The 13,383-nt window shown below is 67.0% G+C and carries 13 protein-coding genes; 12 read left to right on the top strand and 1 reads right to left on the bottom strand.

The window, feature by feature from the left end; genetic code table 11:
• Positions 1 to 98: 98 nt before the first annotated feature.
• Genes pyrR through AB4Z42_RS20015 form a run of 8 tightly spaced genes read left to right on the top strand, consistent with a single transcriptional unit; the run spans position 99 to position 9,179 of the window.
• The gene (pyrR, locus tag AB4Z42_RS20050; RefSeq protein ID WP_442010968.1) at positions 99 to 680 is read left to right on the top strand and encodes a bifunctional pyr operon transcriptional regulator/uracil phosphoribosyltransferase PyrR; all 582 of its coding nucleotides are present in this window, start codon (positions 99 to 101) and stop codon (positions 678 to 680) included.
• Positions 677 to 1,624, top strand: coding sequence for an aspartate carbamoyltransferase catalytic subunit (locus tag AB4Z42_RS20045; RefSeq protein WP_442010967.1), 948 nt, complete (start codon positions 677 to 679; stop codon positions 1,622 to 1,624). The genes pyrR and AB4Z42_RS20045 overlap by 4 nt, the downstream gene beginning before the upstream one ends.
• Entirely contained in the window at positions 1,621 to 2,925 is a 1,305-nt protein-coding gene (locus AB4Z42_RS20040; protein ID WP_442010966.1) for a dihydroorotase, read from the top strand. The genes AB4Z42_RS20045 and AB4Z42_RS20040 overlap by 4 nt, the downstream gene beginning before the upstream one ends.
• Positions 2,922 to 3,419 (top strand): PH-like domain-containing protein, encoded by a 498-nt coding sequence (locus AB4Z42_RS20035; protein ID WP_442010965.1) that lies wholly within the window; start codon positions 2,922 to 2,924, stop codon positions 3,417 to 3,419. The genes AB4Z42_RS20040 and AB4Z42_RS20035 overlap by 4 nt, the downstream gene beginning before the upstream one ends.
• Positions 3,416 to 4,540: a glutamine-hydrolyzing carbamoyl-phosphate synthase small subunit gene (gene carA / locus AB4Z42_RS20030; protein WP_442010964.1), complete on the top strand. Its 1,125-nt coding sequence runs from the start codon at positions 3,416 to 3,418 to the stop codon at positions 4,538 to 4,540. Before AB4Z42_RS20035 ends, carA begins: the two co-directional genes overlap by 4 nt.
• Positions 4,541 to 7,879, top strand: a complete 3,339-nt coding sequence (gene carB, locus AB4Z42_RS20025; protein WP_442010963.1) for a carbamoyl-phosphate synthase large subunit — start codon at positions 4,541 to 4,543, stop codon at positions 7,877 to 7,879.
• Positions 7,876 to 8,694: an orotidine-5'-phosphate decarboxylase gene (pyrF, locus tag AB4Z42_RS20020; protein WP_442010962.1), complete on the top strand. Its 819-nt coding sequence runs from the start codon at positions 7,876 to 7,878 to the stop codon at positions 8,692 to 8,694. The genes carB and pyrF overlap by 4 nt, the downstream gene beginning before the upstream one ends.
• On the top strand, positions 8,691 to 9,179 hold the full coding sequence (locus AB4Z42_RS20015) for a hypothetical protein (RefSeq protein WP_442010961.1): 489 nt from the start codon (positions 8,691 to 8,693) through the stop codon (positions 9,177 to 9,179). The genes pyrF and AB4Z42_RS20015 overlap by 4 nt, the downstream gene beginning before the upstream one ends.
• Here the strand turns inward: AB4Z42_RS20015 and AB4Z42_RS20010 are convergent.
• The gene (locus AB4Z42_RS20010; RefSeq protein WP_442010960.1) at positions 9,169 to 10,245 is read right to left on the bottom strand and encodes a DUF2330 domain-containing protein; all 1,077 of its coding nucleotides are present in this window, start codon (positions 10,243 to 10,245) and stop codon (positions 9,169 to 9,171) included. The genes AB4Z42_RS20015 and AB4Z42_RS20010 overlap by 11 nt on opposite strands.
• A gap of 547 nt (positions 10,246 to 10,792) precedes the next feature.
• On the opposite strand from AB4Z42_RS20010, the gene mihF reads away from it, so the two are divergent.
• Genes mihF through coaBC form a run of 4 tightly spaced genes read left to right on the top strand, consistent with a single transcriptional unit; the run spans position 10,793 to position 13,333 of the window.
• Entirely contained in the window at positions 10,793 to 11,107 is a 315-nt protein-coding gene (gene mihF / locus AB4Z42_RS20005) for an integration host factor, actinobacterial type (RefSeq protein WP_006244838.1), read from the top strand.
• Positions 11,108 to 11,122: 15 nt separating this feature from the next.
• Positions 11,123 to 11,710 (top strand): guanylate kinase, encoded by a 588-nt coding sequence (gene gmk, locus AB4Z42_RS20000; protein WP_442010959.1) that lies wholly within the window; start codon positions 11,123 to 11,125, stop codon positions 11,708 to 11,710.
• A 20-nt stretch (positions 11,711 to 11,730) separates the two neighbouring features.
• Positions 11,731 to 12,045 (top strand): DNA-directed RNA polymerase subunit omega, encoded by a 315-nt coding sequence (rpoZ, locus tag AB4Z42_RS19995; protein ID WP_442010958.1) that lies wholly within the window; start codon positions 11,731 to 11,733, stop codon positions 12,043 to 12,045.
• A gap of 37 nt (positions 12,046 to 12,082) precedes the next feature.
• Positions 12,083 to 13,333 (top strand): bifunctional phosphopantothenoylcysteine decarboxylase/phosphopantothenate--cysteine ligase CoaBC, encoded by a 1,251-nt coding sequence (coaBC, locus tag AB4Z42_RS19990; protein WP_442010957.1) that lies wholly within the window; start codon positions 12,083 to 12,085, stop codon positions 13,331 to 13,333.
• Positions 13,334 to 13,383 lie beyond the last annotated feature (50 nt).

Genomic DNA, 13,383 nt, shown 5'->3' with positions numbered 1-13,383 from the left:
TCGCCTGTCGCCGCCCGGAAAGCTGGTGCTAAGCTCCCCGCAGTTTCGACATCCTTTAAAGAGCCGTCCCGAGAGGCGGAGAAGGAGGTCAGGGTCACGTGGGCTCGCCAGGCTCTTCAGGCACCGACCGGGAATTGATGTCCGCAGCGGACGTCAGCCGCACGATCTCCCGTATTGCCCATCAAATCATCGAGAAGACTGCGCTCGACGGTCCCGATGCGCCCCGCGTCATCCTGCTCGGCATTCCCACCCGCGGCGTCACTCTGGCCGCACGGCTGGCCGAGAAGATCAAGGAATTCGCCGACGTCACCGTTCCCCGCGGCTCCCTGGACAACACGCTGTACCGCGACGATCTCGACAGCAAGCCCCCACGGCCGCTGGAGGACACCTCGATCCCCGAGGGCGGCGTCGACGGCACGCTCGTGGTTCTGGTCGACGACGTCCTCTACACCGGCCGCTCCGTGCGTGCGGCGCTGGACGCACTGCGCGACATCGGCAGGCCCCGCGCCGTCCAACTCGCGGTCCTCGTCGACCGTGGCCACCGGGAGCTCCCACTGCGCGCCGACTACGTCGGCAAGAACGTGCCGACCTCGCGCAGTGAGAACGTCAAGGTGCGTCTGACCGAAGACGACCAAGTCGAGGGGATCTGGATCGCCCCGCAGGGAGGGCCCCCACGATGAAGCACCTTCTCTCTGCCGCGGACCTGTCCCGCGACGACGCCGTGGCCATCCTCGACAACGCCGACCGATTCAGTCAGGCGCTGCTCGGCCGTGAGGTGAAGAAACTTCCGACGCTGCGTGGCCGCACCATCATCACGATGTTCTACGAGAACTCCACCCGCACCCGGGTCTCGTTCGAGGTCGCAGGCAAGTGGATGAGCGCCGACGTCATCAACGTCAGCGCGTCGGGATCCTCTGTGTCCAAAGGTGAGTCGCTTCGTGACACGGCCCTCACCCTGCGTGCCGCAGGCGCGGACGCGCTGATCATCCGCCACCCCGCGTCGGGGGCGGCCCAGCAGCTCTCGGAGTGGACGGCCACCGAACAGGGCGGGCCCGCGGTGATCAACGCCGGGGACGGCACCCACGAGCATCCGACCCAGGCGCTGCTCGATGCGCTGACCATCCGCCAACGGCTGGGCGACATCGAGGGCAAGCGTGTGGTGATCGTCGGCGACGTCCTGCACAGCCGGGTCGCGCGCTCCAACGTATTGCTGCTCGACACGCTCGGCGCCGAGGTGGTGCTCGTCGCACCGCCCACGCTGCTGCCGGTCGGGGTCGCCGGCTGGCCTGTCACCGTCTCGCACGACCTCGACGCCGAACTGCCTGTCGCCGATGCGGTGCTGATGCTCCGTGTGCAGGCCGAGCGGATGAACGGCGGGTTCTTCCCGTCGGCGCGCGAGTACTCGGTGCGTTACGGGCTCTCCGAGAAGCGGCAGGCAATGCTCCCTGGCCATGCGGTGGTGCTGCACCCCGGCCCCATGGTGCGCGGTATGGAGATCGCATTCTCGGTCGCCGACTCTCCGCAATCGGCGGTCCTGCAACAGGTTTCCAACGGTGTGCACATCCGAATGGCCGTGTTGTTTCACCTGCTGGTGGGCGCTGAGACGGAAGCGATCAGCGCATGAGCGTCTTGATCCGCGGGGTGCGGCTCTACGGTGAGGGTGACCGGGTCGATGTTCTGGTGTCGGACGGCCAGATCGCCGATATCGGTCCGGGGCTCGCTGGGTCCGGAGGATTCGAAAACGACTGGGACGTCGTCGACGCCACCGGCCAGATCCTGCTGCCCGGTTTCGTGGACCTGCACACGCATCTGCGCGAGCCCGGCAGGGAGTACGCCGAGGACATCGAAACCGGTTCGGCGGCAGCGGCTCTGGGCGGCTTCACCGCGGTCTTCGCGATGGCCAACACCAACCCGGTCGCCGACAGCCCGGTCGTCACCGACCACGTCTGGCACCGCGGCAGGCAGGTCGGACTCGTCGACGTGCATCCCGTCGGCGCCGTCACGATGGGGCTGGCGGGCGCGCAGCTCACGGAGATGGGCATGATGGCCGCCGGCGCAGGGCAGGTGCGGATGTTCTCCGACGACGGCATCTGCGTGCACGATCCGCTGATCATGCGCCGCGCACTGGAATATGCGACAGGCCTCGGTGTCCTCATCGCCCAGCATGCGGAAGAGCCTCGCCTCACCGTCGGCGCCGTCGCGCATGAGGGTCCCAATGCGGCACTGCTGGGACTGGCGGGCTGGCCCCGCGCTGCCGAGGAATCCATCGTCGCCAGGGACGCGCTGCTGGCCCGCGACGCCGGGGCGCGCGTGCACATCTGCCACGCCTCGACGGCAGGCACCGTGGAGATCGTGAGATGGGCCAAGGAACAAGGTATTTCGATCACCGCCGAGGTGACACCGCACCACCTCATGCTCGACGACCGGCGCCTGGCCACCTACGACGGCCGCAACCGGGTGAACCCGCCGCTTCGCGAGGCGGCGGACGCAGAGGCGCTGCGCCAGGCACTCGCCGACGGTGTCATCGACTGCGTGGCCACCGACCACGCGCCGCACGCCGAGCACGAGAAGTTCTGCGAGTTCTCCGTCGCGCGGCCCGGGATGCTCGGGCTGCAGACCGCGCTGTCGGTGGTCGTCGAGACGATGGTGCGTCCAGGGCTGCTGACATGGCGCGACGTCGCGCGCGTCATGAGCGAAAGCCCGTCGCGCATCGTCGGATTGCCGGACCAGGGGCGACCCCTGGAGATCGGCGAGCCGGCCAACCTCACCGTCGTCGATCCCGACGCCACCTGGACTGTCGAAGGTACGGCGCTGGCGAGTCGCTCCGACAACACCCCGTACGAATCGATGGAGTTACCCGCGACGGTGACGCTGACGTTGTTGCGCGGCAAGGTCACCGCCCGCGATGGTAAGAGCCCGGCATGAACACCGGAACCCTTGTCGGGTCGCTGATCATGGCCGCGGTACTGGCCGTGCTGATCGCCTTCATCATCCAGGGGATGTTGCGCGGTTGGCGTCGTCGCGCCGAGCGTCAGGCCGAACTGATCGGCACCCTGCCGACGCTGCCCGACACGGTGGGATCGGCGATCATTCCCGCCACCAAAGGTCTGTACGTCGGCAGCACGCTCGTCCCGAACTGGAACGACCGCGTCGCGGCTGGCGATCTCGGCTTCCGCCACAAGGCGGTGCTGACCCGTTACCCCGAAGGAATAATGTTGCAGCGCACCGGCGCAGGTCCGATCTGGATACCCGAAGAATCCATCACCGCCATCCGCACGGAGCGGGGAGTCGCCGGTAAAGCGCTCACGCATGAGGGGATCCTCGCGATCAGGTGGCGATTGCCGTCGGGCACCGAGATCGACACCGGGTTCCGTGCCGACAACCGCGCCGCGTACACGCCGTGGCTGGAGGCGGTATGAGTTTTAGTACGGCACTGCTGGTTCTGGCAGACGGACGCATCTTCACGGGAACGGCTTTCGGGGCGCTCGGCGAGACTCTCGGCGAGGCGGTGTTCTCCACCGGCATGTCCGGCTACCAGGAAACCCTGACCGACCCGAGCTATCACGGACAGATCGTGGTGGCTACCGCCCCGCAGATCGGCAACACCGGCTGGAACGACGAGGATGCCGAGAGCCGCGGCGACAAGATCTGGGTGGCGGGATACGCCGTGCGCGACCCGTCTCCACGCGCGTCGAACTGGCGCGCGACCGGCACTCTCGACGACGAGCTCGTCCGTCAGGGGATCGTCGGGATCGCCGGGATCGACACCCGGGCGGTGGTACGGCACCTTCGCAGCCTCGGCTCGATGAAGGCGGGCGTGTTCTCCGGAGATGCGCTCGGCCACCCCGACGAACTGTTGGCGCGCGTTCGTGATCAGCCGTCCATGCTGGGCGCGAACCTGGCGGGCGAGGTCAGTACCGATGCGACGTATGTCGTCGAACCCGATGGACCGCAACGCTTCACCGTCGCGGCGATCGATCTCGGTATCAAGACCAACACGCCGCGAAACTTCGCCAGCCGCGGTATCCGCAGCCACGTCCTGCCGTCCACAGCCGGTTTCGATCAGATCGCCGACCTGAAGCCCGACGGCGTGTTCCTCTCGAACGGGCCAGGCGACCCGGCGACGGCCGACCACATCGTCGGTGTGACACGCGAGGTCCTCGGGGCGGGGATCCCGCTGTTCGGCATCTGCTTCGGCAACCAGATCCTCGGCCGCGCATTGGGCCGGTCGACGTACAAGATGGTGTTCGGCCACCGCGGTATCAACGTGCCCGTCATCGACCACGAGACCAAACGGGTCGCGGTGACCGCACAGAATCACGGTTTCGCGCTCGAGGGTGAGGCCGGCGAGACGTTCGACACCCCCTTCGGTACCGCGATCGTCAGTCACACCTGCGCCAACGATGGCGTCGTCGAAGGCATCAAACTGGTTGATGGGAGAGCCTTTTCGGTGCAGTACCATCCTGAGGCCGCAGCGGGCCCACACGATGCGAACTATCTGTTCGACCAGTTCGTCGACCTGATGGCGGGAGGTAAGTAGATGCCGCGGCGCAGCGACCTCAACCACGTCCTGGTGATCGGCTCCGGGCCCATCATCATCGGCCAGGCCTGTGAGTTCGACTATTCGGGAACGCAGGCCTGCCGCGTGCTGCGCGCCGAAGGTCTGCAGGTGAGCCTGATCAACTCCAATCCCGCGACGATCATGACGGACCCGGAGTACGCCGACTTCACCTACGTCGAGCCGATCACCGCGGCGTTCGTCGAGAAGATCTTCGCCCAACAGGCCGAGCGCGGCAACAAGATCGACGCACTGCTGGCCACCCTCGGCGGCCAGACCGCGCTGAACACCGCTGTCGCGCTCTACGAGAACGGCGCGCTCGAGCGCTGGGGTGTCGAACTCATCGGGGCGGACTTCGAAGCCATCCAGCGCGGGGAGGACCGGCAGCGCTTCAAGGACATCGTCACCAAGGTCGGCGGCGAATCCGCGCGCTCGCGTGTGTGTTTCACGATGGATGAGGTCCGCGAAACCGTCGAGGAGCTCGGACTGCCGGTGGTCGTGCGGCCGTCGTTCACGATGGGCGGCCTGGGCTCGGGGATGGCCTACTCGGCCGAGGACGTCGATCGGATGGCCGGCGAAGGGCTGACCGCATCGCCGAGCGCCAATGTGCTGATCGAGGAATCCATCTTCGGCTGGAAGGAATTCGAGCTCGAGCTGATGCGCGACGGACGCGACAACGTCGTCGTCGTGTGCTCGATCGAGAACCTCGATCCGATGGGTGTGCACACCGGTGACTCGGTGACCGTGGCACCTGCGATGACCCTCACCGACCGCGAATACCAGACGATGCGTGACCTCGGCATCGCGATCCTGCGCGAGGTAGGTGTCGACACCGGCGGGTGCAACATCCAGTTCGCCGTCGATCCGGCCGACGGCCGTCTCGTCGTCATCGAGATGAACCCCCGGGTGTCCCGGTCGAGCGCACTGGCGTCGAAGGCCACCGGTTTCCCGATCGCGAAGATCGCGGCCAAACTGGCCATCGGCTACACGCTCGACGAGATCGTCAACGACATCACCAAGGAGACGCCGGCCTGCTTCGAGCCGACGCTGGACTATGTCGTCGTCAAGGCGCCACGCTTCGCCTTCGAAAAGTTCCCTGGCGCCGACGCGACCCTGACCACCACCATGAAATCCGTCGGCGAGGCGATGTCGTTGGGCCGCAACTTCATCGAAGCGCTCGGAAAGGTGATGCGGTCGCTGGAGACCAGTCGCGCCGGGTTCTGGACCAAACCCGACCCGGAGGTGTCCCTCGACGACCTGCTCGAGCGGCTGAGGACACCCACCGACGGGCGGCTCTACGACCTGGAGCTGGCGCTGCGGAAGGGCGCCAGCGTCGAGCAGGTGGCGGAGGCCTCGGGTGTCGATCCGTGGTTCGTCGAACAGATCGCCGGACTGGTCAAGCTGCGCGCCGAACTGCTGGACGCACCGGTGCTCGACGGACAGCTGCTGCGGCGCGGCAAGTACCACGGGCTGTCCGACCGTCAAATCGCCTCCCTGCGACCGGAGTTGGCGGGTGAGATCGGCGTGCGCGCGCTGCGCACCCGGCTCGGCGTACATCCGGTGTACAAGACCGTCGACACCTGTGCGGCCGAGTTCGAGGCCAAGACGCCCTACCACTACAGCAGCTACGAGCTCGACCCGGCCGCGGAGACCGAGGTCGCGCCCCAGACCGAGAAGCCCAAGGTGCTCATCCTCGGCTCGGGGCCCAACCGCATCGGGCAGGGCATCGAGTTCGACTACAGCTGCGTGCACGCCGCGACCACGCTGAGCAAGGCCGGCTTCGAGACGGTCATGGTCAACTGCAATCCGGAGACGGTCTCCACCGACTACGACACCGCCGACCGGCTGTACTTCGAACCCCTGACATTCGAGGACGTGCTCGAGGTGTACTACGCCGAGTCCGCCTCCGGTGCAGGCGGTCCCGGGGTCGTCGGTGTCATAGTGCAACTCGGCGGCCAGACCCCGCTCGGGCTCGCGGAGCGGTTGGAGAAGGCGGGTGTGCCGATCGTCGGCACCAGCCCCAAGGCGATCGACCTCGCCGAAGACCGGGGCGCGTTCGGTGAGGTCCTCAACATCGCGGGCCTACCGGCGCCACGTTTCGGCACGGCGACCAGCTTCGAGCAGGCCCGCCGCATCGCCGCCGACATCGGCTACCCGGTGCTGGTGCGGCCGTCGTATGTCCTGGGTGGCCGGGGCATGGAGATCGTGTATGACGAGGAGACGTTGCAGGGCTACATCACGCGTGCCACCGAACTCTCGCCGGAACATCCGGTGCTCGTGGACCGATTCCTCGAGGACGCAATCGAGATCGACGTCGACGCGCTGTGCGACGGCACCGAGGTGTACATCGGCGGCATCATGGAGCACATCGAGGAGGCAGGCATCCACTCCGGTGACTCGGCGTGTGCGCTGCCCCCGGTGACCCTGGGCCGCAGTGACATCGAATCCGTGCGGCGCGCAACCGAGGCGATCGCGCACGGCATCGGGGTGGTTGGACTGCTCAACGTGCAGTACGCGCTCAAGGACGACGTGCTCTACGTGCTCGAGGCCAATCCGCGTGCCAGCCGGACTGTGCCGTTCGTGTCGAAGGCCACCGCCATTCCACTGGCGAAGGCGTGTGCGCGAGTCATGTTGGGCACCAGTATCGCCGAACTGCGCGAGGAAGGTGTGCTGTTGCGAACCGGCGACGGTGCGACGACTGCGCGCAATGCGCCGGTTGCGGTCAAGGAAGCGGTCCTGCCGTTCCACCGGTTCCGCAAGTCCGACGGCTCGCAGATCGATTCTCTGCTCGGTCCCGAGATGAAGTCGACGGGCGAGGTGATGGGTATCGCGCACGACTTCGGCAGCGCCTTCGCCAAGAGTCAGACCGCGGCTTACGGGTCGCTGCCCGCCGAGGGCACGGTGTTCGTCTCGGTGGCCAACCGCGACAAACGCTCGCTGGTGTTCCCGGTGAAGCGGCTCGCCGATCTGGGGTTCCGGGTGCTGGCCACCGCAGGAACGGCGGAGATGTTGCGGCGCAACGGCATTCCCTGCGACGAGGTGCGCAAACACTTCGAGCAGCCGGGGGAGGGGCGCCCTGTCTCGTCCGCGGTCGACCTGATCCGGTCCGGTGAAGTGGACATGGTGATCAACACGCCGTACGGCAATTCGGGTCCGCGTATCGACGGTTACGAGATCCGCTCGGCGGCGGTGTCGATGAACATTCCGTGCGTGACCACGGTGCAGGGTGCGTCGGCCGCGGTGCAGGGCATCGAAGCGGGAATCCGCGGGGACATCGGCGTGATGTCGCTGCAAGAGCTGCACAGCGTGCTGGGGCCGTGACGGCTTTTGGCGCCCGCCTGGCAGAGGCGATCGCGGCCCGCGGGCCGCTGTGTCCCGGTGTCGATCCCCACCCCGAGCTGCTGAGCGCGTGGGGGCTGCCCGCCGACGCCGACGGATTGGCGCAGTTCTGCCACATCTGCGTCGAAGCGTTCTCCGGCTTCGCGATCGTCAAACCGCAGGTGGCGTTCTTCGAGGCGTACGGCGCTGCCGGATACACGGTGCTGGAAAACACGATTCGGGCGCTTCATGATGTCGGCGTGCTGGTTCTTGCCGACGCGAAACGGGGTGACATCGGGTCGACCATGGCGGCCTACGCCGAGGCGTGGGTAGGTGATTCACCGCTGGCCGCCGACGCCGTGACCGCATCGCCGTATCTGGGCTTCGGATCGTTGCAGCCGCTGCTGGACACCGCACACGCCAACGGCCGCGGTGTCTTCGTCCTCGCCGCGACCTCCAATCCGGAGGGCGCCGCCGTCCAGCGTGCCGAGACCGGCGGCCGGACCGTTGCGCAGTCGATCGTCGATGCCGCGGCCGCGGTCAACGGCGATCGCTCGCCCGGACCCGGTGCGGTCGGTGTCGTCGTCGGCGCGACACTCGCCGAACCGCCGGATGTCAGCGCGCTGGGTGGTCCGGTCCTGGTGCCCGGTGTCGGGGCGCAGGGCGGACGTCCCGAAGCGCTCGGTGGCCTCGGCGGCGCGCACCCCGGCCAGCTGCTGCCTGCGGTGTCGCGCGACATTCTGCGGGCCGGGCCCGACGTGGCCGCGGTGCGATCGGCTGCCGAGAAGTTCCGCGACGCCGTCGCCTACCTGACATGAACGGGTATGACCTGGCGGCGTGGAACGACTTCGCCAACACAGTCGCCGGGGGTGCGGCTGCGCTCGCGGGGCTGCTCTTCGTCGGGCTGTCGCTGAACCTGGCCGAGGTTCTGGAATACCGGGGTGTGCCGTCGCGAGCCGCGGCCACCCTCGGTCTGACGGTGGCGATCCTGCTCACCGCCATCTTCGTTGCGACGCCAGGGCAGAGCAGGTACGCGTTGTCGATCGAAATGGCGGTGCTCGGCCTCGTGACGGCCGCGCTGGTGACCGAAGCGATGCGGCATCAGCGGGCAAGCCCACACCGGGCGCGAGTGCTGACGTCGATGCTGATGCTGCTGCTGCCCGCGGTGCTGCTCATCGCGGCGGCGGTCTCGCTGTGGTGTCAGCGCGGCGGCGGTCTGTACTGGGTCACCGCAGCTGTTACAACGGGTTTCGTGGCGGCGACCGCCAACGCGTGGGTGCTGGTCGTCGAGCTCAAGCGCTAGTTCCTCGCGATCTGCGCGGTAGAAACCGCGTCAGCAGCACGATCGTCACGATGCCTGCGACGCCGAGCACCCCGAGCAGGATAAAGCCGGTCAGCTCGCCGCGGTCACGCGTGCGATGGATGACCTGTTGGAACGGGGTGTCCGAGGACGCCTGCTCGAACACGTAATCGCCCCCGATCGCGGCAGGGTCGTAGATGGTGTTCTTCCACCGGGTCAGAAACGCGGCGTCGCCGACGTAATCGTCGAGTGCGGGGGAGTCGCCGTGTTCGATGCGTCCCGCGAACTCCAGCGACGGCGCCTCGCCGGCGACGGGCAGCGCCGACGGATCCATTCGGTGGTCGGCCAGCACGTACAGGTCGATGTACTGGGACATCGTCGCCGATCGCGACAGCCGCATCGGGTAGACGACTTCGTCGGAGGCGAACGACAACCGCAACGGCTGAAGCGCGCCCGTCAGCGAGCCGCCGGCTTCGGCCGGAACCAATTTGACCGCGACGATCTCCCAGCCGTCGGCGACGTAGGGAGCGAGGTTGTCGTCCAGTCCGTCGGGATGTGGAAATCCATTGTCGCTCAACCAATTTGCCACTGCGGTCGGATCATTGGCCGCTAGGCGGGTGACGTCGAACGGCCCGAGGCGCTGACGCTCGAGTACGTGGACGGCCCCGCTCGGCGCACCCGCGGTATCCAGTTCGGGCGACGCCCCAGCCCCCACGAACCAGGGGAACGTCGGCCACCAGGAGTCCTGATACTCGATTCGCGGTGCGGTGAGCTCGCCGAGCGCGTCGAAGACCTCGGAGTCGCCGAGAGTGACGCGAGCGGCCGACGGCACCGGCATCACCCATGCGGCCCGCTCCGACGCGCCCGTCACCGACAACGACATCACGATGTCCTCGGTCGTGCCGTCCCAGGCGATCAGCGCACGCTCGTCGGCGACCGCGGAGCCCGGGCTGTCGGGTACGTACGCGCCGCAGCCGCAGGCCCATGCCGGGCTCACGACGGTGAACACCACCGCGCCGGCCAACAGGGCGAGGATCAGGACAAGGGACCGACAAGCTCGAAAGACCATTACGACCTCCTGGCGGCGAATCCTATTTCGCCCGCGGCCCTGATCGGGTGCTTTGAGCAGCGAACAACACCAGAAACATCTGCAACATCCGTCTAATCAGCATCTCCTGTCACCGATTTCGGCGAGTTTTTGAATTTATAGCTCGGGTAGATGGCCACAATCGGTGCCGCGCGGGGCGAAGAGCGGCTGCGACACGCCCGACACGCGATGACCAGGCAAAATTTTCTTCTTCGGGCTCCGCCGGCGGCCGAAGTGTGGTCCAGGCCACACCCCGTGGGGGCCGGTGACCCAGCGTCAAAAGGTCGAAAAGCCTTGATATGCAGTCAAATCCGGCGTCACGAGGGCTTAATTCATGGCTTTCGAGCCGATTGAGACGCATCCGCGCCTCGCGCGGCTCTGCTTTACACGCTGGGCTTTTGAGGCCGTAACCAGGGGGTGGGGTTAGCTTTCGTCAGGTTGCGTGGGTACGGTCGTCGTCGCTGGCTGTTCTGGATTTTTTCCGATCAGCCGTGACAGAAACAATGATGGTGAGAGACGGAGGAAACCCGTGGCCCTTCCCCAGTTGACCGACGAACAGCGCGCGGCAGCGTTGGAGAAGGCTGCTGCCGCACGTCGTATACGTGCCGAGCTCAAGGATCGGCTCAAGCGCGGCGGCACCAACCTCAAGCAGGTGCTGAAGGATGCCGAGACCGACGAGGTCTTGGGCAAGATGAAGGTTTCTGCGCTTCTGGAGGCATTGCCCAAGGTGGGCAAGGTCAAGGCGCAGGAAATCATGACCGAACTCGAGATCGCCCCGACCCGCCGCCTGCGCGGACTCGGCGATCGCCAGCGCAAGGCGCTGCTGGAAAAGTTCGACCAGTAGTCCCGGGCGCATAAGTTGAGCGCCGGCCGGGGGGCCGGACGGGTGATCGTGCTGTCCGGCCCCTCTGCCGTCGGGAAATCGAGCGTCGTCCGCTGTCTGCGTGAACGCGTCCCCGACCTGCACTTCAGCGTGTCCGTCACCACCCGGGCCCCGCGCCCGGGCGAGGTCGACGGCGTCGACTACTCATTCGTGACAGCCGAGCGTTTCCAGGAGCTCATCGATAACGGCGCCCTGCTCGAGTGGGCGGATATCCATGGTGGTCTGCAGCGCTCCGGCACCCCCGCGCAGCCCATTCGCGATGCCACCCAGGCTGGTCAACCCGTTCTCATCGAGGTGGATCTGGCCGGGGCCCGTGCCGTCAAGAAATCCATGCCGGAAGCCCTCACGGTTTTTCTCGCGCCGCCCAGCTGGGATGCGTTGGAGAGCCGGCTGACCGGCCGCGGAACCGAAACCCCCGAGGCGATGACCCGCCGCCTGGCCACCGCACGGGAGGAATTGGCAGCTCAGAATGACTTCGACGTCGTCGTCGTGAACAGCGAATTGGAGTCTGCCTGCTCCGAATTGGTATCCTTGCTGGTGGCCCACGGTGAGCCACCCAAATAAACCGCCAGGAGATCTTCTACGTGAGCACCCCCCACGCCGATGCCCAGCTGACAGCTGTCGGCGACCTCGAGTCCGGCACCGGCGCCTATGACACCCCGCTGGGCATCACCAATCCGCCCATCGACGAGCTGCTCGACCGCGCGTCCAGCAAGTACGCGCTGGTGATCTACGCCGCCAAGCGCGCGCGCCAGATCAACGACTACTACAACCAGCTCGGCGACGGCATCCTCGAATACGTCGGCCCACTGGTCGAGCCCGGCCTGCAGGAGAAGCCGCTGTCGATCGCGATGCGTGAGATCCACGGCGACCTTCTCGAACACACCGAAGGCGAGTAGCGGAGAACGGCGATGAGCCTCTGGGGCGAGAGCTGAAGTGACCGAACAGAAGCGGATCATCGTCGGCGTCGCCGGTGGCATCGCCGCTTACAAGGCGGCCACGGTCGTCCGTCAACTGACCGAGGCGGGCCATTCCGTTCGTGTCGTTCCCACCGAGTCCGCTCTGCGGTTCATCGGTGCGGCCACGTTCGAAGCTCTCTCCGGCAACCCGGTTCACACCGGTGTCTGGGATGACGTCCACGAGGTGCCGCATGTGCGGATCGGGCAGGAGGCCGACCTCGTCGTGGTCGCCCCGGCGACCGCTGACCTTCTGGCACGGGCCGTTTCGGGGCGCGCCGACGACCTGCTGACCGCCACTCTGCTGACCGCGCGATGTCCGGTGCTCTTCGCGCCTGCGATGCACACCGAGATGTGGTTCCACCCGGCCACCGTTGACAACGTCGAAACGCTTCGCCGCCGGGGTGTGGTGGTGCTGGAGCCGGCGTCTGGACGACTCACGGGCGCCGACAGCGGCGCGGGCCGGCTGCCCGAGGCCGAGGAGATCTCGACGCTGGCCAGCCTGCTGCTCGAGCGCGGTGACTCGCTGCCCTATGACCTGGCGGGCGTGCGGGTGCTGGTCACCGCGGGCGGCACCCGCGAACCGATCGACCCGGTGCGATTCATCGGCAACCGCAGTTCGGGCAAGCAGGGCTACGCGATGGCCAGGGTGATGGCCCAGCGCGGAGCCGACGTCACGCTGATCGCGGGCCATACGGCGGGTCTCATCGACCCAGCGGGGGTGGACGTGGTCCACGTCAGCTCGGCGGCCCAGCTCAAGGACGCCGTTTCGAAGCACGCGCCCGATGCTCATGTCCTGGTGATGGCCGCCGCGGTCGCCGACTTTCGCCCGACACAGGTCCAGACCAACAAGATCAAGAAGTCCGCCGACCCCGATGCCGCGACCCCGGTGATCGAACTGACCCGCACCGACGACGTGCTGGCCGGCACCGTTCGTGCCCGGACCGACGGTCAGCTGCCCAACATGCGCGCCATCGTGGGATTCGCCGCAGAGACCGGCGACGCCAACGGCGACGTGCTGTTCCACGCCCGGGCCAAATTGCAGCGCAAGGGGTGCGATTTGCTCGTGGTCAACGCCGTCGGAGAGAATCGGGCGTTCGAAGTGGACAACAACGACGGGTGGCTGCTCGCGGCCGACGGCGCGGAGTCCGCGTTGGAACACGGTTCGAAAACTCTGATGGCCAGCCGTATCGTAGACGCGATCGTGGCGATCCTGCAGAGCGGCGGGTAACGCGCACGCTGCACGTAAGGGTTGTGCGGAACCGGGGCGCACGCTTGGGT

The sequence above is a fragment of the Mycobacterium sp. 2YAF39 genome (assembly GCF_052114565.1).
Taxonomy (GTDB): Bacteria; Actinomycetota; Actinomycetes; order Mycobacteriales; family Mycobacteriaceae; genus Mycobacterium.
This window is presented reverse-complemented; position numbering and strand designations above follow the sequence as displayed.

Bases quoted from the DNA above. Each gene is read 5' to 3' on its own strand.
- AB4Z42_RS20045 (WP_442010967.1), top strand. From the start codon at position 677: ATGAAGCACCTTCTCTCTGCCGCGGACCTGTCCCGCGACGACGCCGTG.
- AB4Z42_RS20040 (WP_442010966.1), top strand. From the start codon at position 1,621: ATGAGCGTCTTGATCCGCGGGGTGCGGCTCTACGGTGAGGGTGACCGG.
- AB4Z42_RS20015 (WP_442010961.1), top strand. From the start codon at position 8,691: ATGAACGGGTATGACCTGGCGGCGTGGAACGACTTCGCCAACACAGTC.
- carA (WP_442010964.1), top strand. From the start codon at position 3,416: ATGAGTTTTAGTACGGCACTGCTGGTTCTGGCAGACGGACGCATCTTC.
- carB (WP_442010963.1), top strand. From the start codon at position 4,541: ATGCCGCGGCGCAGCGACCTCAACCACGTCCTGGTGATCGGCTCCGGG.
- AB4Z42_RS20010 (WP_442010960.1), bottom strand. From the start codon at position 10,245: ATGGTCTTTCGAGCTTGTCGGTCCCTTGTCCTGATCCTCGCCCTGTTG.
- AB4Z42_RS20035 (WP_442010965.1), top strand. From the start codon at position 2,922: ATGAACACCGGAACCCTTGTCGGGTCGCTGATCATGGCCGCGGTACTG.